Source organism: Streptomyces sp. NPDC056734, assembly GCF_042790455.1.
Lineage (GTDB): Bacteria > Actinomycetota > Actinomycetes > Streptomycetales > Streptomycetaceae > Streptomyces.
On record NZ_JBHTZD010000024.1, the window covers coordinates 93365 to 111991 of the forward strand.

19 protein-coding genes, 1 tRNA gene and 1 pseudogene are annotated in these 18627 nt (G+C 70.1%); 5 read left to right on the forward strand and 16 right to left on the reverse strand.

What is annotated here, in order from left to right; translation table 11 throughout:
- Positions 1-81: 81 nt before the first annotated feature.
- The 3 genes from ACFRFC_RS30945 to ACFRFC_RS30955 all read right to left on the reverse strand — a co-directional run bounded on the left by ACFRFC_RS30945 (position 82) and on the right by ACFRFC_RS30955 (position 2136).
- The gene (locus ACFRFC_RS30945) at positions 82-1335 is read right to left on the reverse strand and encodes a hypothetical protein (RefSeq protein ID WP_382691919.1); all 1254 of its coding nucleotides are present in this window, start codon (positions 1333-1335) and stop codon (positions 82-84) included.
- Positions 1332-1586 carry a hypothetical protein gene (locus ACFRFC_RS30950; RefSeq protein ID WP_382691920.1) on the reverse strand — a complete coding sequence of 85 codons (255 nt, stop codon included), beginning with the start codon at positions 1584-1586 and terminating at the stop codon, positions 1332-1334. Before ACFRFC_RS30950 ends, ACFRFC_RS30945 begins: the two co-directional genes overlap by 4 nt.
- A gap of 184 nt (positions 1587-1770) precedes the next feature.
- On the reverse strand, positions 1771-2136 hold the full coding sequence (locus tag ACFRFC_RS30955; protein ID WP_382691942.1) for an ATP-binding protein: 366 nt from the start codon (positions 2134-2136) through the stop codon (positions 1771-1773).
- On the opposite strand from ACFRFC_RS30955, the pseudogene ACFRFC_RS30960 reads away from it, so the two are divergent.
- Positions 2105-2395: pseudogene (locus tag ACFRFC_RS30960) on the forward strand (GNAT family N-acetyltransferase); the annotation flags it as partial. The gene ACFRFC_RS30955 and the pseudogene ACFRFC_RS30960 overlap by 32 nt on opposite strands.
- 570 nt (positions 2396-2965) lie before the next feature.
- Here ACFRFC_RS30960 and ACFRFC_RS30965 read toward each other — a convergent pair.
- The 6 genes from ACFRFC_RS30965 to ACFRFC_RS30990 form a co-directional block, all read right to left on the reverse strand.
- Positions 2966-3268, reverse strand: a complete 303-nt coding sequence (locus tag ACFRFC_RS30965) for a GntR family transcriptional regulator (protein WP_382691921.1) — start codon at positions 3266-3268, stop codon at positions 2966-2968.
- A gap of 234 nt (positions 3269-3502) precedes the next feature.
- Entirely contained in the window at positions 3503-4477 is a 975-nt protein-coding gene (locus ACFRFC_RS30970; protein WP_382691941.1) for an endonuclease/exonuclease/phosphatase family protein, read from the reverse strand.
- A gap of 35 nt (positions 4478-4512) precedes the next feature.
- The gene (locus tag ACFRFC_RS30975) at positions 4513-4980 is read right to left on the reverse strand and encodes a radical SAM protein (protein ID WP_382691922.1); all 468 of its coding nucleotides are present in this window, start codon (positions 4978-4980) and stop codon (positions 4513-4515) included.
- A 72-nt stretch (positions 4981-5052) separates the two neighbouring features.
- A complete protein-coding gene (locus ACFRFC_RS30980) occupies positions 5053-5442 on the reverse strand; it encodes a hypothetical protein (protein ID WP_382691923.1) in 390 nt (129 codons plus the stop codon).
- Positions 5443-5643: 201 nt separating this feature from the next.
- The gene (locus ACFRFC_RS30985) at positions 5644-6186 is read right to left on the reverse strand and encodes a hypothetical protein (RefSeq protein ID WP_382691924.1); all 543 of its coding nucleotides are present in this window, start codon (positions 6184-6186) and stop codon (positions 5644-5646) included.
- Positions 6183-6737 (reverse strand): hypothetical protein, encoded by a 555-nt coding sequence (locus ACFRFC_RS30990; protein ID WP_382691925.1) that lies wholly within the window; start codon positions 6735-6737, stop codon positions 6183-6185. Before ACFRFC_RS30990 ends, ACFRFC_RS30985 begins: the two co-directional genes overlap by 4 nt.
- A gap of 338 nt (positions 6738-7075) precedes the next feature.
- On the opposite strand from ACFRFC_RS30990, the gene ACFRFC_RS30995 reads away from it, so the two are divergent.
- The gene (locus ACFRFC_RS30995; protein WP_382691926.1) at positions 7076-8335 is read left to right on the forward strand and encodes a transcriptional regulator; all 1260 of its coding nucleotides are present in this window, start codon (positions 7076-7078) and stop codon (positions 8333-8335) included.
- On the opposite strand, the gene cutA is transcribed toward ACFRFC_RS30995, so the two are convergent.
- From cutA to ACFRFC_RS31025, 6 genes are all read right to left on the reverse strand, one after another.
- Positions 8336-8659 carry a divalent-cation tolerance protein CutA gene (gene cutA, locus ACFRFC_RS31000; protein ID WP_382691927.1) on the reverse strand — a complete coding sequence of 108 codons (324 nt, stop codon included), beginning with the start codon at positions 8657-8659 and terminating at the stop codon, positions 8336-8338. It abuts the gene before it with no gap.
- A gap of 230 nt (positions 8660-8889) precedes the next feature.
- Entirely contained in the window at positions 8890-9900 is a 1011-nt protein-coding gene (locus tag ACFRFC_RS31005; protein WP_382691928.1) for a protein-L-isoaspartate O-methyltransferase, read from the reverse strand.
- Positions 9901-9986: 86 nt separating this feature from the next.
- Complete coding sequence (locus ACFRFC_RS31010; protein WP_382691929.1) at positions 9987-10409, reverse strand: lasso peptide biosynthesis B2 protein; 423 nt, start codon at positions 10407-10409, stop codon at positions 9987-9989.
- A 143-nt stretch (positions 10410-10552) separates the two neighbouring features.
- Positions 10553-10699, reverse strand: a complete 147-nt coding sequence (locus tag ACFRFC_RS31015) for a hypothetical protein (RefSeq protein WP_382691930.1) — start codon at positions 10697-10699, stop codon at positions 10553-10555.
- The gene (locus ACFRFC_RS31020) at positions 10683-12515 is read right to left on the reverse strand and encodes an albusnodin/ikarugamycin family macrolactam cyclase (RefSeq protein WP_382691931.1); all 1833 of its coding nucleotides are present in this window, start codon (positions 12513-12515) and stop codon (positions 10683-10685) included. Before ACFRFC_RS31020 ends, ACFRFC_RS31015 begins: the two co-directional genes overlap by 17 nt.
- 99 nt (positions 12516-12614) lie before the next feature.
- Positions 12615-12743 carry a lasso RiPP family leader peptide-containing protein gene (locus ACFRFC_RS31025; RefSeq protein WP_382691932.1) on the reverse strand — a complete coding sequence of 43 codons (129 nt, stop codon included), beginning with the start codon at positions 12741-12743 and terminating at the stop codon, positions 12615-12617.
- Positions 12744-12946: 203 nt separating this feature from the next.
- On the opposite strand from ACFRFC_RS31025, the gene ACFRFC_RS31030 reads away from it, so the two are divergent.
- Entirely contained in the window at positions 12947-14320 is a 1374-nt protein-coding gene (locus ACFRFC_RS31030; RefSeq protein WP_382691933.1) for a hypothetical protein, read from the forward strand.
- 144 nt (positions 14321-14464) lie between these two features.
- Here the strand turns inward: ACFRFC_RS31030 and ACFRFC_RS31035 are convergent.
- Positions 14465-14547, reverse strand: a tRNA-Leu gene (locus tag ACFRFC_RS31035).
- Positions 14548-15182: 635 nt separating this feature from the next.
- Here ACFRFC_RS31035 and ACFRFC_RS31040 point away from each other — a divergent pair.
- Positions 15183-15950 carry an ABC transporter ATP-binding protein gene (locus ACFRFC_RS31040; protein ID WP_382691934.1) on the forward strand — a complete coding sequence of 256 codons (768 nt, stop codon included), beginning with the start codon at positions 15183-15185 and terminating at the stop codon, positions 15948-15950.
- A gap of 51 nt (positions 15951-16001) precedes the next feature.
- Positions 16002-18530 carry an ABC transporter permease gene (locus ACFRFC_RS31045; RefSeq protein WP_382691935.1) on the forward strand — a complete coding sequence of 843 codons (2529 nt, stop codon included), beginning with the start codon at positions 16002-16004 and terminating at the stop codon, positions 18528-18530.
- Positions 18531-18627: the final 97 nt, after the last annotated feature.

Sequence of the window (18627 nt, forward strand, 5' to 3'; positions counted from 1 at the left end):
CTTGGCTCAAGAGTAATGGAAAGGCAAAAGTATGCCTCTAGTGCTTGGGGAGGATCTTTCCCCCGTGGTGCGGAGAACACGCTACGCGCGCGAGCGATTCCCACCAGTGGCGGGGACGGTTCCATGACCGACTTGAGACAGAGGGGCCGGGGGCCCTGCGGCCCGTTCCCGCCTCCCCGCTTCCTGCCTCCCGGCCCCCGCCGGAAGGCCGACCACCTCCGCCAGAAGATCCACGTTGGCCGCCATGTCGTACCCGAGGACGACGGAGTGATGTGGCAAGGCGCCGAGGCGTTGGGCGACTTCCTGCCGGGCCTTCTCGGTGCCGCCGCCGTCGACCTGGGTCAGCGCAAAGACATCCGGGTACCGGTCCTCGGTCCGCCCACTCATGAAATCGTCGTCACCCAGTGAGCGGAGGGAGTCCTCCATTGCCGGGGTGGCGTCGGCCTCGATCCGGGGGAAGAGCAGGGCTGCGGCCTTGCCTCCGGTCGCGAGCGGCAGGCTGAACCAGCGCTCGAACTGGTCGGGGAAGACCTGCGCCTTCAGTTCCTTGCCGTGGTCCCAGAGCGGCGTGCGTTGCCCGGCGAGGAGCGCGGCTGTGACCTTCTGGTGCTGTGTCGGGTGCAGTTGCTCGCCGCCACGTAGCCGCTCCTGTGCGATGTCGAACCAGTTCAGGGCGGAGAGGAGGCCGAGGCCGATGGCGGCGGCCGATGGCCAGGGAAGGACGTCGACGCCCTCGTCGGCAGTGCGGGGCCGGACGAAGACGCGGTCGTTGGCGAGGAGGCGCAGGCCCTGGTGGACGGCGAGGGCGAGGGCGGTGGTCGTCTTGCCCGCTCCTTTGTGCCCGAAGGTGAGGATCGTCCCGCCGTCCTGGCCGACGACGGCGGAGGCGTGGAGCACGGCCCAGCCGTCGCGCAGCAGAGAGCCACGCACGGTTTCCCGGGCGAGGCGGGCGGTGGCCGTGGCGACGGATTCGGTGTCGCGGCCGACGATGTGCAGTTGCCCGCGGCCCGGTTCCGATCGGTAGCAGAGCTGGTGTTGCGGGCAGAGGGCACGGATGACTCCGGTGGCCTCGTCGCGGGTGATGAGGTGCTGGGCCTTGGCGTACTCGACGCTGGTGTGGGGGGCCTGGGTCACGTCGAGTGCCATGTGCTGGTAGCGGTCGCTGTCGACGCCGGCGATGACGGCGGGCCCGGCGGTGATGTGGTCCGGGGCCACGGGGGTGGCGTTCCACCAGGGGCCGAAGTAGCGGGCCGTCCAGTCGGTGATGGCCTGGTCGGCGGACATGACGGTGGTGGTGGCGTCGGCGATGTCGAGGCGTACGGCGTGGGGGGTCATGGGTTCCTCCCGGACGGAAGCGGTCGGGTGGGGATTCCGCGTACGGCCTGGTAGGCGTCGCGGAGCTTGATACGGGCGGCCTCCCGCTGAAGCAGCCCGTCGTGCCGCCGCACGTACCTCTCCTGCTGCTCCAGCATCGTGGGCCACGGTCCGCGGGCGCCGCGCAGGAGGGAGACGACGGGCACGCCGGGCCAGATCTCCGCCGCGGCCTCGTGGATCCGCACCACGGCGTGGACGAACACATCAGCCACGCGGGGCGGGCTCCGCCAGTCCTGTGAGGGAGGGACTGAAACGCTGGTCACGGGCGCCTCCTAGGGCTGCCAGTTGTCCATGAGCGGGCGGTCTCCGGCCACCTGGGAGGAACGGCGGGCGACCGGAGACCAAGAACCACCGATGCGGTCGGGTCGCGAACCGGCGGATGACAGGCGCTGTGTGTCAGCGCGACGTGACGACGACGGCGGCGGTGAGCATGGCCGCGACCGCGAGGACGGTCAGGAGGTGAGTCGCCTTCGGGCTGGGGCTGGAGGAGTGGCGGTGAATGTCCACGGCAGAGTCCTCCACCGAGGGGGCCTCCAAGTCGACCCACACTCGCTTCCCCCAGTTCAGGGGCTCGACGCCCCATTCCCGCGAGACCGCGTCGATGATGGCCAGGCCCCGGCCGTGAGCCTCGTCGTCGGAGGGGAAGGCAGGCTCGGGCAGGGCCTTGCTCCGGTCGGTGACCGCGACGCGTACCTGGTCGTCCCCGAGGCGTCGCAGGAGATCAAGCGACGGTGGCCGGTGCTGGCGACACACAAACCCCACACCAGCAGAGGAATACATGAGACTTCCGGCCCTGGCACTCAAGGAAGGCGACGTCCGATCCACCTGGCGCGGCACCGGTACCGCCCGCCGCATCCACGACACACTCCTCACCACCCGCAGCGAGCAGTTCGTCACCCTCATGGTCAACCCTGCCGCTGGTGACGGAAAGGTGCATGCCCTCTACCGGACATGGGGCTACGAGGACATCGGCCACAGTCAACCCTCGGCGGCGTCACCCCTGCTCACCGTCCCGGTACGGCCCGATTCACACCAAACCCGTAGTTGTCATCCCCGTACCAACCCTCGATGCACCAGTTGGGCGCCAGTGACACGCACAAAGATGGCGCCCGCCAGTGACTTTCACTGGTCAGACGCCTGGGAACGTGCCCGGAACCGGACTTGAACCGTCGCCGTACAAGCCCCTGACCTGCGACGATGCTGTGACCCGGCGGATCCGCCCGGATCCTCGCGGATCTCCCCAAATCCACCCGCCTCAACCCGGCCTTTGTGCGCCAGTGGCGCACCAAGTGGCGCACCACCCGCCGTCACGGTCAGTGAGCCCAGCTCAGCGCATAAATGCCCCGGAGGTTGCCGCGCTCGACGGCGGCAGCGGTGCGCACCACCCGCTGCTGGCTGGAACTCGCGCGTGCCGCGCCTCGATGAAGGCCGAGGAAGACAGCAGGCGGGCCCGGCAGACCTTCTGCCGGGCCCGCCTCACTGCCTGGCACTACGTCCAATAGCGCAAGGCCGGGCCGATGGGCGACTGTCCATGTCTACGCGGGAGCTGCTCGCCTGGAATTCGAGCGGCCCGAGCTGCTCCCGCGCAGGATCATTTGTCCAGCACGCGCAAGCGGTGCGATGGCCGATCGGACAGAGATGGGTTCTTGGACACAATGAGCAGCCCCTCGTCGATCAGCGGCTGGATGGCGCGACGGAAGGTGTAGGTATTCACGCCGAACTCCCTCGCCATCGGCACTAGGCGGGGAAGAAGTCGCCCCGGCTGGTACGTCCCGTCCACGATCCGGAGCCGCATGGCGTTCTCAACCCGCTTCCGGTGAGCCTGGACACGAGAGGCCGAGCATTCTGCGGCCTGCGGGATGTCGGATGGGATGGCCTCTTGGACGATCGTCATGACGCGTACACCTCTCGGGATGGTCGTCAGCTCTGGCACGTATCGCGCTGGTGCTGGGGCCGGGACGGGGGGCGTCCGGCCCCAGCACCTCCTCCGCCCGTGCCGACTGCCGATCGTGCGGGCGGGGTCTGGCCTGGTGACGGCCTCGCCCGATCCAGCGGGCAGCCACCAGGGGTCTGTGTGGTCGGGCAAGGGGGCCGCGGCACCCTCTACACCGTCCGGCTGGCCCGGGGCTCAGGCCCGGATCGGCGGGCGGCGGTCTGCCCGGCGGCGTAGCGCCTCGATCGCCTCGCCGCGGTCGAGCACGACTTCGACTGCGTGGTGGTCGGAGACTCCGCTCATGTCCAGCACCTCGACGCTGACCACGGCCTGGACCAGTTCCTCGTCCAGATACAGGCGGTCGAGGCGGCTTTTGCCGCCCTGGCCCTCGGTGCCGGGGGCCCATCCGGCTGTGGCGCTCAGGGCGGAGCGCTGGCCAAGTACGTGCGCGGCGTGGCGGGCAGGATCGACCAGTCCGCAGCCCCGGAGCTTTTTATCCACGTAGGTGCAGCTGATGCGCGCACCGTCGGGACCCTCGGTGGTGCGGTGCTGGACGTGAGGCAGGTCCCGGATCGCCGGCGAGGTCCAGTCGATCGGAGGCACCTCTTCGCCGTCGGGCACCGGGTACTCATTCATGTCGCCGGCACCGATCCATCCGCCTCCCCGGCTGAGGCCGACCAGCCTGGCCAGGTCATCTGCCTCCCGCTCTCGCCCACCGGGCGAGGTGGGCGTGAGGTGGCAGGACACCAGGGTGAACGACGCGTCCGGGGCGCCGGCGAGTGTGGCGATGATGTTCGTCGGCGGCGTGCGCCAGTCCGTCAGCGCATACTCCCGCTGGACGGTGAAAACTTCGGGCCGAATGAAGATCGCGGTGGGGTGCTGCCTACTGGGTTTCGTTCCCACTGGCCCGAGGAAACCGCGCATTCCCAGTGCTTGTTCCGCGAGATGCAATCGCTTGTGGCCATCGTCTCGGGAGTAGGTCGCCTCCTGCCGGCACATTACATCGGGCTCCCGCTCGGCAAGCAGCCCGTGGGCGGCGTGCCATCGCTCGGATGGGTTTCCGTGCACGTCCGGGCCGCCGTCGAATTCGAGATTGAAGGTGATGAACTTGAGCGCTTTGATCGCGTCTCTCCCTGATCGGTGGACGGAGTGAGTGCCTGCCCGGTGGATCGGATCGGGGGAGGTCCGGCCACCGGGCAGGCGGTCTATGCGGCGTCGGCGGTCCGGGGGGGGCCGAGGTGCCGGTCCGCGACGTGGCCGTGGTCCAGGGCCAGGAGGCTCTCCTCGATGCGCCGGAGCGTGTGGTCGGCGCAGTGGTCGGTCTGGGTGGGGGCATTCGGCCAGCTGCGTGATGCACTTGTGGTGGGTTCCAGCCGTACGAAGCGTTCGAGAGCGCGGTTCAGACCGGCGTGCATGAACGGCTCGCCACCAGTGAGCGTGATGCGGGTGGCGCAAGCCGCGGCGAGTTGCGGGATCAGACGGTCCCGGACGGCCTCCAGCCGCATGTACGAGCCGCGCTTGGTCGCGGAGACGAAGCAGTGGGCGCACCGCTCGTTGCACGGCTCGGCAATCTGCACGAGCGCCTTCCGGTAGGGCGCCTGGACCGTCGTACGGAAGTAGCAGGACGCGGCCTTGTCCTCGGTGCTGACGGGTCGGGATTTCGCGACTGTCATGTGGGTCCTCCACAGTGGGGTGGGATCCGCCCTGCCCGTGCGGCGGACTCGGCACGGGCAGGGCGGGTGCTGCTATGCGGCGGGCCCCCGCTGCAACCAGTAGTTGACGGCCTGGTGGACAAGGCGGTTCAGGCACGCCTGGCAGGCGTGCAGCGGGGCGTGCCGGCCGTTCCAGTGGAGCGGGCCGATCCAGATCACCGGCAGGCCCGAGCGCCGGCAGCCGAGCCAGCACGCGCCGGTGATCCATTTCTCTCGCTCAGGACGGGGATCTTGGTGGGGGATCTGGTCCGTGTGCTGCTGAAGACGTCGGGCGGCGAGATGCCTCCGCCCGGCGAAGAAGGGCGTCAGGTCAGTCGGCTGGTGGTGGGCGTGTTTCAGCATCGGAGCCGGGAGGCCGCCGGGCGCGACGAGGGAGGTGGGACCTGGTGGCAGGACCGTGCCGCCCTGGTGAGGTGATCCCATGGTTGGCTTCCTTCGAGAGCGTCTCGGGTGTGACCGGGAGTCGCGGGGGTGGAGTGGCTCCGACCGCCGGGGGGGGATGGCGGCGGCCGGAGCCGGTCATGAGGAAGAGCGCCTACCGCCTCGTGATGCCGGCCGCCAGGGCGCCCATCAGCGCTGCGAGGGACAGCGCGTAGAGGATCTGGCCCATCACACTGTCCGGTCTCAAGCGGCGCATCGCTGCAGTTCCTCCCCCACCGCGGCCTCGACAGCGGCGAGGTAGGGCTCCCGGAGCGCCCTGCCCGGCGTCACTTCGGCGCAGACGGCCGCACCCGTCTCCGGGTGGCAGGGCGGGACGAGCCAGCCGCGAGCGGCCACCGCATCCGGAATGCACACGTGGGGCGGCGGGAGGAGGACCAGCGTCCCGGGGCGCAGGAGTCCGGAGCGGGGCGCGTTCCAGTCCGGCGCCGAGCCGCGTTCGATGATGAACTCCGCACCGTTCGCGCCAAGGACGACGGGCCCCGTGCGGCGGCCTGCCGCACGCATCCGGACGATGGTGTCGTGGGCCAGCGGACCCGTGGTCCGAAGCACGTCGAAGGCGAGACCGGCCGGGACCTCCGCCAGTTGCTCACGGCCCCAGGCCCTGAGGATCTGCTCCAGACGGCCGGTGGCCGTGAGCCACGGCATCGGTCCCAGAGCCGCGGTGATCTCCTCCGCCACGCGAGACGCGGGGAGAGCGGGCGGGCCCAGCAATGCCTCGACGGTCACCGGACGTCTCCCCCGTCCCGGGCCTCCTGGCCGAGGCGGAGCAGGTCCACCACTTCTTCCACGTAGGTGAGATCTCCCGGGGAATCCATGGGGACGCACCAGTACGCGCGCTTGACCGGCTTCGTGCGCGAGATCGCGGGGACACCCAGGAACGTGTCACGGCCGAGGCATTCCACTCCTGGGAAATCCCTGTCGCTCCACGGCCAGGAGGAGGCGGCGGTCCCGGGTACGAGCGCGTAGTACATGTTGGTGTGGATGTCCATGAACACGGCTCCGCCGTCGAAGAACCGGCGGAGGGCCTCGTCCACCTGGAGCAGCTCGTTCGTGCCGACCGCTGCCCACACCAGGTGAGCCGGCATGCGGACGGCGGAGAAGAGGTCGCCGCAGGCCAGCAGCGCCACCCCAAGCCCGTTCCACTCGCCTCGGACGGTTTTCCGGTCGTGAGCGGCACCGAGAAGCCACTGGCTGACGGCGAACTGCCGCTCCCAGAGGGTCAGCGTGGCGGGCGCCAACGCCGGTGATCTTGAGGGGATTTGGGTACGCTCATGCACGGCGACTCCTTACAGTCGTCGCGCCCCTGGGATCCAGATCAAGGCCCGGGGGCACTTTCGTTCAGAGCTGGGCAGCCGGCGTGCCGACCCCGCCGCCAGGTTGACGCTCCGTACGGGCGGGGCGTCCGGGCCGGGCGAGCGGGCTCGGCCGGAGCCAGCAGGGCCTCACTGCTGCGGAAGCAAACCGTGTCCGACTGGGTAGCAGCGGGCACACAACTAGCCAACGCCCATTTGCCGTTCACTGGGAGGGCCGTAATGGGGTGCGTTTCCCGGCGGGGGGCCAGATTGGGGGTCCAGGATGGAATCCAGCACCCGCTACGAGACTTTGAGGGCGACGCATGTTGAGTCCGGAGGGCATCGGCAACCTGTTGTGCGACCTGCGCAAGAAGGCCGGACGCTCGCGATGCGAGCAGGCCAAGCACCTCGCGGATGTCAGCGGCGAGGTCTTCGACCCGGACAACCTGAAAAGGTGGGAGACCGAGAAGCGCCTCCCAACGCCCATGTGGCACCGGACGCTCGCCGCCGGTTACGGCATCTCCGTCGAGGACATCCAGAGGGCTGTGGCAGCCAGTCGCCGCCATCGACGACTCATGTCAACATCAGTACTACTAGCTGAGGATGAGGAGGAAGCTGTGGACCGCCGCAAGTTCGGTTTCTCGGTACTCGTCGCAGGGGTCGCTACCGAACCGTGGGGAAGGCTCGCCGCTGCGGTCGCCAGCCCATCCATAGACAGCAAGACCAGTGACGCCCTGGTCGCGCAGACGGCCGACCTATTTGTGCAGCACCTCCCCGCCACGCAAATGGCCAAGCGACTCAGCGCCCACCTGGAGACCCTCACGGCACTCATCCCCCGGTCCGGCCCTCACCGCAAAGCGCTGACCGTGGCGGCCGGTGAGACAGCCGTGCTGGCCGGCTGGGCAGCCTACGATGTCGGCGACCTGGAGCAGGCCCGGAACTACTACCGGACGGCCGTGCTCGCGGGTCGAGAGGCCGGACATCCGGCCGTGATTGCTCTTGCCCTGGGGTACGCCTCCTACGCCCTCCCGACGGAGAAGGCGCGCAAGATGCTGTCATCCGCCCAGGAGCATGTTCGCGACCCCGGCTACGCCTCCGCACGTTCTTGGCTGGCTGGCCGTGAGGCTGAGGAAGCCGCTCTGCTCGGGGACGATGACGGCGCGCTGCGCGCACTGGAGCGGGCCACCACCGCCTTCGACTATGCGGACCCCGGCGCAGAGCAGGCATGGATCCGCTTCTACGGGCGCCCTCGCCTCGACTCCCTGACGCTGTCCACGTACTCCCGGCTGCGGCACCAAGACCTGGAGCAGACCGCGCAGGATGCCCTCGCGCATCTCGACGAAGCCACCTCCATGGTCCGGATCGCGGTTCTGGCCGACGTGGCGAACGGATACGCGGTCTCCGGCAATCTGGAGCAGGCCGTGGCCATTGGGCACCGGTTTGTGCAGGCCATTGTGGATATGCGTTATACGCCGACGATGATGGGACGAAAGCGACTCAAGTCCCTGGCCGCCCTGCTCCCGGCACAGAACAGCGCGACGCGTGACCTCACCGAGGGCATCCGCGCCGCGCTGGCCGCCTGATCACCCCTCAGTGGTCTCGGCGCTCACCCACGACAGGTACTCGGCGCTGCCATGCGTCACCGGCGTCGCGATGATCTCCGGTGTGTCGTAGTCATGAACGATCTTGATGTGGGCCTCCAGCGCCGGGTACCGGTCCAGGGTGGTCTTGTAGAGCACCCGCCATTCCGGGTCGGTCTGCACCACGCCGTCCCATCGGTAGACGCTGGTGATCGGCCCCTCGATCTGTGCACATGCCGCCACCCTGGCTTCCACGGCGCTGGAGGCCAGGCTCTGGGCCTTGTCGGCACTGTCGGTTGTGGTCAGAACGGTCAGGTACTCGGCCACCGTGCTCTCCTTCACATGCGGATGCTGCGACCGTACCCACCCCTGGTACGGGCGAAGAAACCAGAGAGCGGAGAGACGGCTCAGACGTTCTAGTCCTTCTGCCGGACACCCTGTGTTCGTTCTGTGCTGACCTGGCGAGCGGGCGATCCCGGTTGGCTGAGGTTGCCAACAACCGACGGCCCGGGACACTGAAAGGTCCCGGACAACGTGAGCAAGCGGCAGCGGCAAGGCTACCGGGAGAGCCGGAGGTCCCAGCCGTCGCCACTGCGGACCAGCGTGGGTGTGTAGGTGGCGGGCGCAGGGCGTCCGGCCTCTTCCCATTGCTGGAGCCATTCGCGCAGGACAGCAAGGGACGGGGAGTCGGGGGCATCGGCGAGGATCGTGCCGTCCTGCTGGATGACGGCGGCGGTCGTGGTGGTGGTGTGGCCGATCGCCCACAGGTCGGGGCTGAGCCCGGCCATGGTGAGGCGGTGGTCGCCGTGGGTGGCGGCGAAGGTCCGCCAGGACGGCAGGTCGATGTCCTCCCCCTGGTAGGGCTCGGTGTACGCGTTCTTCAGGAGCCGCTCCAGCGCGGTGCGGGCCCCGGTGTGGAGGTGGTCGTCCTCTCCTCGCCAGGCGATGGAGATCCAGGAGGGGGCGGGGACGCGGTTCTCCCAGTCCACCCAGCGGCCGGGCAGGTCGAGGTCGGTCTTCGGTGAGCTGGTGGCCTCGATGTACCCGCCGGTGAACACCTCCTCCGCCACCGGTCGGCCGCCGGTGACGCGGATCTTGGCGACGACGGTCATGTTGGGGACGGCCGCGATCGGCAGCGGGGCCACGATGAGACCGCCGTCGACGACCTGGTCCACCCATGCCGTGGGCAGCAGTGGTGGGGTGCACCAGGCCACCATCCGGTCGTAGGGGGCCCGCTCGGGGAAGCCGCCGGTGCCGTCGGCGGTGTGGCAGCGGACGTGCTCCAGGCACCGCCGGTGGTGGATGAGGCCAGCCCAGCGGGTCAGGTAGGTGTCGATGTCGAGGCTGGTCACCCTGCCGGTGGGGCCGACGAGTTCGGCGAGGAGAGCGCCGGAGTAGCCGGAACCGGTGCCGAACTCCACGACGTTCATGCCGGTCTCGACGGCCAGCGTGGACAGTTCGCGGTGGACGACGGCCAGGTTCGAGCGGTGCGGGGTGGCGCCCCTGGCCTCGTGGTGGGTGTAGTGGCGCTCGGGGACGGTCTCGGCGGCCAGGGCGACGGCGGACATCGGCTCACTCCTCCGGGGGGGTACGGGTACACCTATTCGGTCAACTGCTCCGGGCGGGTGAAGGACACGGAGCCCGGCGGGGGCGGTCAGACAGTCAGGGCGGTGTGGTGGTGCCAGCCCGCCTCGGTGTATTCGCCGACCGGGCCGTGGCCGGGCAGGTCGGCCCAGGCGTGGTACTCGACCGGCGGCGGGGCGAACCGCACGCCGAGGCACCAGTCGAGGCGGCGGCCCATGAGGGCGGCGGCCAGCACCGCGCCGAGGGACGTCTCCATGCACGCGGCGCGGCCGGGCCACAGGCGGGCGGTGTGCCGGACCGCTTCAACCAGCGCCCCGGCCCGCTCCGCAGCCAGCGACCTGCGGCCCGCCCGCCGTGCCCAGCGCACCGCGCGGAGGGTGTGGCGGAAGGGCAGCCATAGCAGCACCAGGGCCAGCATGAGACCGGCAGCGGCGGCCACCCGTTCGGGGATGGTTCCGGTGCGGACGGTGGAGTACGCCTCGATGCTCGTCACCGCCACCACCCCCACCAGCGGCGGCGGGCGGCCGGTTCCGCGGTGGTGAGGCCCCGCGCGGTCAGCGCGGCGGCGACCGTGCCGACGTCGGCACGGGCCTGCTCGGCTTCGATGCCGTATCGCTGCGCGTACTGCCGGGCGGCCTACTCCTGGGTGGTGCCGGCGAGCAGGAGCATGAGCGCGGCGGACGCGGTGGGGGTCAGGTGCGTCCAGTGGCCGGTGCGCTCGTCGAGGATCGCGCCGCCCTCGTCGGTGAGGACCGGGTGGGCAGTCTCACGCAGTTGCCACATGGGAGTTCGCCTCCCACCACGCCGGAGCGGTGTCGAGCTGCCGGAGCCAGATCTCGGCGGAGACCGCGAGGTGCAGGGCGCCCTGGGCGGTGGACTGTCCGGCAGCGGCCCGCGCGAGCATCCGCGCCACCGGCTGCTCGGTGACCAGCCCGGCGGCGGCCAGCCGCGAGGACGGCCCGAGGAGATCAAGAAGGACGGGGCCGTTCTCCCGCAGGCCGGCGTAGGCGAGGGCGTTGAAGCCGCCCTTGGTGGTGCGGGCGAGTACGAAGTCGGGCAGCACCCCGGCCTTGCTGAACGCCTGGTTCAGCAGCGGTTTGTAGCGGCCGGGGGCGCCGCGCTGGTCGGCGGGGACGGCCAGGCAGGCCCGGATGACCTCGTTGTCCAGGTAGGGGGCGACCAGGTGGATGCCGTACTCGGCGGACGCGATCTGACGCCAGCCGGTGGTGTCGGCGCCGAGGCGGGCCAGGTCCTGCCGGTCCGACCACGCGGCGAGGTGTTCCGGCGCGTCGTCCAGCTGTTCGGCGGCTCGGTCGAGGGCGGCGGCCAGCTGGTGGCGGGCATCGGGGCTCATCCAGTCGGCTGTGGCCAGCAACGGCGTCCACGACACCGGCCGGGACACCTGCGGCACCCATTCCCGGGCCGGGCCGCGCAGCTCGGCGGCCGTCTGCCGCCACGCGCCGGCCAGGCCGGTACGGGAAGCAGGGCGTGCCCGCGCGAGGACCGACCAGGGCGAGGTGTGCCGCAGCCGGGCGTGGCCCAGCGCATGCCGCCAGGTCCGGCGGCGTTGCCCCTCCCTCAGCAGGTCGGCGAGGTAGGAGGAGGGGGCGGACAGCACCGCGTCCCCGCCCGAACCGGTCAGATGCAGGCCAGGGGCCGGGTGGTGGGCGGCCACCGTGTCCAGCACGGCCCGTTTGATCGACGCCGTCACCGCGTACGCGTTGGGCGCGTCCGTCACCGGCAGCACGGTCAGGTCGTCCAAGCCGTCGTAGTAGACGGTGTTCGCCGTGCCGGGTACCGCGTGGTGGGTCAGGCCCGGCACCGCTGCGGCGGTGCGCGTCGCGTACGGGAGGTCGTCGTCGCGCAGGCGCTCGTCGGCGAACGTCACCGCGGTGACCGGCCCCCGCTCGGCGGCGAGGCAGGCCAGCGTCGTGGAATCCAGCCCGGCCAGGTCCGCGCTGACCGGACGCCCATCACACCGGGCGGCGACGGCTTCGCCGAGCGCGGCCCGCACGGTCACCGCGGCGACGGGCAGGTCCACGCTCTCGTACGCCACCGGCTCGTAGCGCACGGTACGGGCGCCCTCGATGTCGAGCAGCAGCAGACGGCCGCCCGGTACCCGGTTGACGCACCGCAGGAGGCTGCGCTCCCCCAGCACGTCCGGCTGGGCGAGGGCCAGGTGCGCGGCGAGCGCGGTGGGGTCGACCGGTGCCCCGTCGAGGGCGGCGAGCGCCAGCACGGACGTCGCCCACCACATCGCGGCGCCGTGCTCGCGCCAGTACACCGGGTGCTGCCCAGCCAGATCACCGATCACCGCCAGCGCCGGCCCGTTGCGGGCGACGACCAGGTACGAGCCCGGCCACCGGGTCAGCTCCCGCCACCGCCCGGCCCGGACCGCGGACAACCGCGCGGTGAGATGGCCGTCGTCGGCCCCGCAGTCACCGATCACCGCCAGGGACACGGGCCCCTCGCTCACACACCGCACCCGCTCCGCCGACCAGCCGGCGGTCCACGTCGCCTCCAGGCCCGGCACCGCCCTGCCGTCCCGGGGGCGCCTGGCTTCGTCCGCTGTTCCGCACCGTCCCGCGCTCCACCGCATCGGCGCCGTCTCCCTCACACGTCGTCGTGCCTGCTGACCGAACGAAAAGGGGGCCGGACGGAGCATCGTGCACCCCGTCCGGCCCGGCAGAGCAGAAGATCAGGCGTTCTTGTACTGGGTGTCGTCGGCGGTGTCGAAGTTCTGGGTGCCCAGGGTCACCTCGACGACGTCACCGGCGTCCAGCACGACCGGCGCCTGGTAGGCCGGGGTCTGCGTGGTCTTCTCCATGTCAGTACCTCCTGCGTGTCCCGTCCCTGCCGCCCCGAAGTGGACGCGCAGTGAACGGCCGTACTCAGCCCGGCAGTTCGACGACCCCGAAATTCAGGTCCGCCGCACTGCGGGTATGACCAACAGTGAACCTGCGGTGACTCTTCGTCGGTACCGTTGCGCGGGAAGGATGGGTATACGAGGTATACGGGGACGGTCACGCCATGGCCCAGCGCTTACCGAACGTCAGACTGCGGGACGCCATCGCGGAGTCGAGGTGGACCTACGCGGCGCTCGCCCACGCGGTCCGCCAGGTCGCCGCCGAGAACGGCGAAGCCCTGCGGACGAACAAGTCGACGGTGGACCACTGGATCGCCGGGGCGGTGCCCTCGGGGCAGACCGGCCGCTATCTGACGATCGCTCTCTCCCGCCGCCTGGGCCGACCCCTGGCCCCGCAGGATCTGGGACTGCCGGCCCCGGACGGCTGGGAGAATGACAGCATCGGACTGTCCCTCGCAGACGACCCGCTGGAGGCCCTGATGCCGATCTGGAGAGGCGACCTGGACCGTAGGCGCTTCCTGTCCGGCGCCGCGTACTCCGTGGCAGCCGCCGTCCTCCCGCTCGAACACGTCACCGACATCGCGTCCCGGGCTGCCAAGGCCCGTACCGGCGCCCGGGTCGGGCACGCGGACGTCGCCGCCGTCCGCGACATGATCACGATGTTCGCGGTGATGGACGAACGCCACGGCGGCCAGCACGGCCGGTCCGCTCTCGTGCAGTACCTGATGACCGATGTCGCCGCCCTGTGCCGGGGCCGGTTCGGCTCCGAGGACGACCACCGGCACATGCTGTCCGCCGCCGCCGTCGGCGTTCACCAGGCCGGCTGGCGGGCGTACGACGGCGGGGAACAGGGCCTCGCGCAGAGGTACTACCTCCAGTCGTACGCCCTCGCCCACGAGTCCGCCATCACCGGGCACGACGCCTTCGTCATGAGGACCATGTCCCAGCAGGGCATGAAGCTGCACCGGCCCGAACACTGCCTGGCCCTGGCCGAAACCGCCGTCGGCAGGGTCCACGGACGCGTCGACACCCAGACCGAGGCACTGTTCGCCATCACCCACGCCCACGCACTCGCCAAAGCAGGCCAGCGCCGGGAAGCCGTACGGGAGGTCGAGCGCGCCCGCACCGCGCTGGGCTCGGCGAAGGGTGACGACGTACCGTTCTGGGCCCTGTCCTGGGGACCGCCCGACGCCACCGTTCGCAGCCGGACGGCCAAGGTCTTCGAGACACTCGGCGACCGGCGCCGGGCCGCAGCGATGTACGGGGCAGCGGCATCGAGCAGGCCGCCGGGCTACGAGCGCATCATCGCCCTCGACCTGGTCGCCCAGGCCGAGATGCAGGCCGCCGAAGGCAACATCGAGCAGGCATGCACCACCTGGGGCCGGGCCATCGACCACATGGACGGCGTCCAGTCCAGCCGCACCCGCAAGGCCGTGAGCAACATACGGCGCGACCTCTCCCGATTCCGCACCCGCGGACTACGCTGCGCAACCGAACTCGACGAGCGCGCCCGCGGCCTCCTCAGTGACTCCCACTGACCTCACGCCCCGGACCGGGACAGGATGTGAAGAGCCCCATGACGCCAACAGAGGTAGTGCGTGTGCCACTTGTGCGCCACTATGGGTAAGCCACTACGGCGCCTGTCGGACATTTCCGCAGATCAGACGCCATAGCAAGCGATGTGCCCGGAACCGGACTTGAACCGGTACGCCCGCAAGGGGCAGCGAGGTTTAAGCTCGCCGTGTCTGCATTCCACCATCCGGGCAGGCCTTGGGCTCCGCATCAAGGCTCCGAGCCTATCGGGGTACGTCCCCCGAACAGCGGACGGGCGGACCGATGTTGTCTTATTTTATTGATGTCTGAGGGAGCATCAGACCGCAAAATACGCCATCAGCACTTGCCACCAGCCTGTCCCGCGATCACGGACCGCACATGCGGAATGACGGAATTTCACCGTCCGACCGGATGCGTTCCGCGGCCCGGCCGTGAACGCTCACGCCCGCGCAGGCGTTCACACGCCCCGCGCGGAGATTCACGCGCCGCGCACAGGTCGCACCGACGGCCCACAAGGGGCGCGTTCCCGGTCCAGTTCCGATCCGGTCCAGTTCCGATCCGGTCCGGTCCGGTCCGTCCAAGGACACCCAAGAGATGAAGGACGGCCGTGGGACATTCGGGTCCCGCCAGGGACACCCGGCTCACCCCCAGCCCACCCGGGCGCACCCCCGCGCTCCTCCCCCAGTCAGGGGCGCCCCTCATCCCCAGGTATGACTCGGCGGGGTCCGGTCCGACCGGAGGCTGTCTGTGGAACGGGAACAGCGGGTGACTACACGGCCGGATCCGCTCGGGACGATGGAGGTCGACCTGGAAACAGCTGAACCGTCCCGACAGGAGCACATCCCCGTGACCACGACCCCCATCGCCCGGCCCACGACCGCGGCGGCCCGCGCCACGGATCTGTCGAAGATCTACGGAGAGGGCGAGACCCAGGTGGTCGCCCTGGACCGGGTCTCCGTCGAGTTCCGGCAGGCCGAGTACACCGCGATCATGGGCCCCTCCGGATCCGGCAAGTCCACCCTGATGCACTGTGTGGCCGGGCTCGACACCTTCTCGTCCGGGTCCGTGCGGATAGGGGACACGGAGCTGGGCTCGCTGAAGGACAAGCAGCTCACCAAGTTGCGCCGGGACAAGATCGGCTTCATCTTCCAGGCGTTCAACCTGCTGCCCACCCTCACCGCGCTGGAGAACATCACGCTGCCGATGGACATCGCCGGCCGCAAGCCGGACAAGCAGTGGGTGGACAAGGTGATCGAGATGATCGGGCTGTCCGGGCGGCTCGGGCACCGGCCCTCGCAGCTCTCCGGCGGCCAGCAGCAACGCGTCGCCGTGGCCCGTGCGCTGGCCTCCCGCCCCGAGATCATCTTCGGCGACGAGCCCACCGGGAACCTCGACTCCCGCTCCGGCGCCGAGGTACTGGGCTTTCTGCGCAACTCGGTGCGCGAGCTGGGCCAGACCGTGGTGATGGTGACCCATGACCCGGTGGCGGCGGCGTACGCGGACCGGGTGATCTTCCTGGCCGACGGCCGGATCGTGGACGAGGTCCACGGCCCGACGGCGGACTCCGTGCTGGACCGCATGAAGCAGTTCGACGCCAAGGGCCGTACGAGCTGACCGCCCGGCACCTCCACCCCACCGGACCGTAACCACTGGACTGAGACAGCCATGTTCCGCACCGCCTTGCGCAATGTGACCGCGCACAAGGCCAGACTCCTGATGACCGTGCTCGCCGTGATGCTCGGCGTGGCCTTCGTGTCAGGGACCCTGGTCTTCACCAACACCCTCTCCAACGCCCTCCAGAACAGCTCCGCCAAGGGCTTCGACCAGGTCGACGTCGCCGTGACCCCCAAGGGCCGCGAGTCCGCGGGCGACACCGTCGGCGAGTTGCCCGAGCTGACCCAGGCGATGCTGGAGGACAGCGAGCGGGTGCCCGGCGCCGCGTCCGTCACCGGCGTCGTCACCGGCTTCACCGCCCTCGCCGACAAGGACGGCAAGCTGATCGGCGGCGGCTTCCAGTCGCAGGGCGGGAATTACTGGGGCAGTGACGATCCTCGGTATCCGCTGGTCAGTGGCCAGGCACCCAGCGGGCCCGACGAGATACTCATCGACTCCGAGACCGCCGAGCGCGGTGGGTACAAGGTCGGCGACACCATCCGGATGTCCATCGACGGCCCCGTCCTGGACCCGAGGATCACCGGCATCTTCACCACCGACGACGGCAATGTCGCCGCCGGCGGCAGCCTCGCCCTGTTCGACACGGCGACCGCCCAGTCCCTGTTCGGGAAGCAGGGCACCTACGACGAGATCGACGTCCAGGCCGAGCCCGGCGTCTCCCAGGCCACGCTCAAGGCGGCCCTCGACGGGGCGCTGCCCCAGGACATCGTGGAGACCAGCACCGGCGAGCAGCTCGCCGACGAGCAGGCCGACGACATCGCCGCCGGGATGAGCGGCATCCAGCAGGGCATGCTGGCGTTCGCCGGTATCGCGCTGTTCGTCGGCACCTTCATCATCGCCAACACCTTCACCATGCTGGTCGCCCAGCGCACCAAGGAGCTGGCGCTGATGCGCGCGGTCGGCGCCTCGCGCCGCCAGGTGACCCGCACGGTACTGGCCGAGGCGTTCTTCGTGGGCGCCATCGCCGCCGTGGCCGGTCTGGTCGCGGGCATCGGCATCGGCGCCGGACTGCGCGCCCTGATGGGCTCGCTGGATGTCACCCTCCCGGCCGGCCCGCTGGTGGTCTCGCCCGGCACGGTCCTGGTCGCCCTCGCGGTCGGCATCCTGATCACGATGCTGGCGGCCTGGCTGCCCGGCCGCCGCGCGGCGAAGATCCCGCCGGTCGCCGCGATGAGCAGCGTGCACGCCCAGGCGACGGTGAAGTCACTGGTGCTGCGCAACACGATCGGCGCGCTGTTCACCGGCGCCGGAGTGGCCGTCGTCCTCGCGGCGACCACCATGGACGGCTCGGACGGCCAGCTCCCGATGGGCCTGGGCGCGGTCGTCCTGATCATCGGCGTGTTCATCCTGACCCCGCTGCTGTCCCGCCCGCTGATCGCGGCGGCGTCCCCGCTGCTGCGCGTCTTCGGGGTGGCGGGCAAGCTGGCCCGGCAGAACTCGGTGCGCAACCCGCGCCGCACCGCGGCCACCGCCTCCGCGCTGATGATCGGCCTCACCCTGATCACCGGCATGACGGTGATGGCGGGCAGCCTCCAGAAGTCCATCGACAAGATGGCCGGCGAGGCGATCCGCGCCGACTACATCATCTCCATGGCCAACGGCAACGACCTCTCGCCGGACGTCGAGCAGACCCTGCGCGACACCCAGGGCGTCACCGCCACCAGCCCGATGCGCAACTCGCCCTCGCGCATCGACGGCGAGACCGAGAGCCTCACGGGTGTCGACGGACAGACCTTCGGCGACCTGACCGAGTTCCCGGTCGACAGCGGCACCTTCACGATCGGCGGCACCGAGGTCGTCGTCGACACCGACACCGCCGACCGGCACGACTGGCAGACCGGCTCGCAGTTCACCGTGAACTACGAGAACGGCGACCAGGGGCAGCTGACCGTCGCGGGCGTCTACGAGCCCAACGAGATGTTCCGCGGCATCATGCTCGACGCCGCCACCCTCGCCGCGCACCAGAGCGAGCCCACCGACATGCTGGTCATGGTCAAGGCGGACGGCGGTGTCTCCGACGCCACCAAGGACCACCTGGAGGAGGCCCTCGGCTCCAACCCGGCCATCGTGGTCCAGGACAAGCAGGATCTGTCCAACCAGATCGCGAGCATGTTCACCCTCATCCTGAACATGCTGTACGCCCTGCTGGCCATGGCGGTGATCGTCGCCGTCCTCGGGGTCATCAACACCCTGGCGATGTCGGTGTTCGAGCGCTCGCAGGAGATCGGCATGCTCCGCGCGATCGGCCTGGACCGCAAGGGCATCAAGCGGATGGTCCGCCTGGAGTCCCTGGTGATCTCCCTGTTCGGCGGGGTGCTGGGCATCGGCCTGGGCGTGTTCTTCGGCTGGGCGGCCGGTGAGCTGGTGGGTGCGAGCATGTCGACGTACGAACTGGTCGTCCCGTGGGCCCGGATGGCGATCTTCATTCTGCTCGCCGCCACCGTCGGTGTCCTCGCCGCCCTGTGGCCGGCCCGCCGCGCGGCCCGCCTGAACATGCTCGCGGCGATCAAGTCCGAGTAGCCGCCGCGAGCGGTACGACGGTCAGGGCCCCGCTTCCGGTCAGGGATGCTGTTGGTTAATTCGGGCGTGTGCGTGACGTCGGCCTTCGAGACCTGGT

Excerpts from the sequence above, each read along its gene's own strand:
- ACFRFC_RS30945 (WP_382691919.1), bottom strand. The coding sequence starts at position 1,335 with ATGACCCCCCACGCCGTACGCCTCGACATCGCCGACGCCACCACCACC.
- ACFRFC_RS30965 (WP_382691921.1), bottom strand. The coding sequence starts at position 3,268 with ATGACGATCGTCCAAGAGGCCATCCCATCCGACATCCCGCAGGCCGCA.
- ACFRFC_RS30975 (WP_382691922.1), bottom strand. The coding sequence starts at position 4,980 with ATGACAGTCGCGAAATCCCGACCCGTCAGCACCGAGGACAAGGCCGCG.
- ACFRFC_RS30980 (WP_382691923.1), bottom strand. The coding sequence starts at position 5,442 with ATGGGATCACCTCACCAGGGCGGCACGGTCCTGCCACCAGGTCCCACC.
- ACFRFC_RS30995 (WP_382691926.1), top strand. The coding sequence starts at position 7,076 with ATGTTGAGTCCGGAGGGCATCGGCAACCTGTTGTGCGACCTGCGCAAG.
- ACFRFC_RS31005 (WP_382691928.1), bottom strand. The coding sequence starts at position 9,900 with ATGTCCGCCGTCGCCCTGGCCGCCGAGACCGTCCCCGAGCGCCACTAC.
- ACFRFC_RS31015 (WP_382691930.1), bottom strand. The coding sequence starts at position 10,699 with ATGTGGCAACTGCGTGAGACTGCCCACCCGGTCCTCACCGACGAGGGC.
- ACFRFC_RS31020 (WP_382691931.1), bottom strand. The coding sequence starts at position 12,515 with ATGCGGTGGAGCGCGGGACGGTGCGGAACAGCGGACGAAGCCAGGCGC.
- ACFRFC_RS31025 (WP_382691932.1), bottom strand. The coding sequence starts at position 12,743 with ATGGAGAAGACCACGCAGACCCCGGCCTACCAGGCGCCGGTCGTGCTG.
- ACFRFC_RS31030 (WP_382691933.1), top strand. The coding sequence starts at position 12,947 with ATGGCCCAGCGCTTACCGAACGTCAGACTGCGGGACGCCATCGCGGAG.
- ACFRFC_RS31045 (WP_382691935.1), top strand. The coding sequence starts at position 16,002 with ATGTTCCGCACCGCCTTGCGCAATGTGACCGCGCACAAGGCCAGACTC.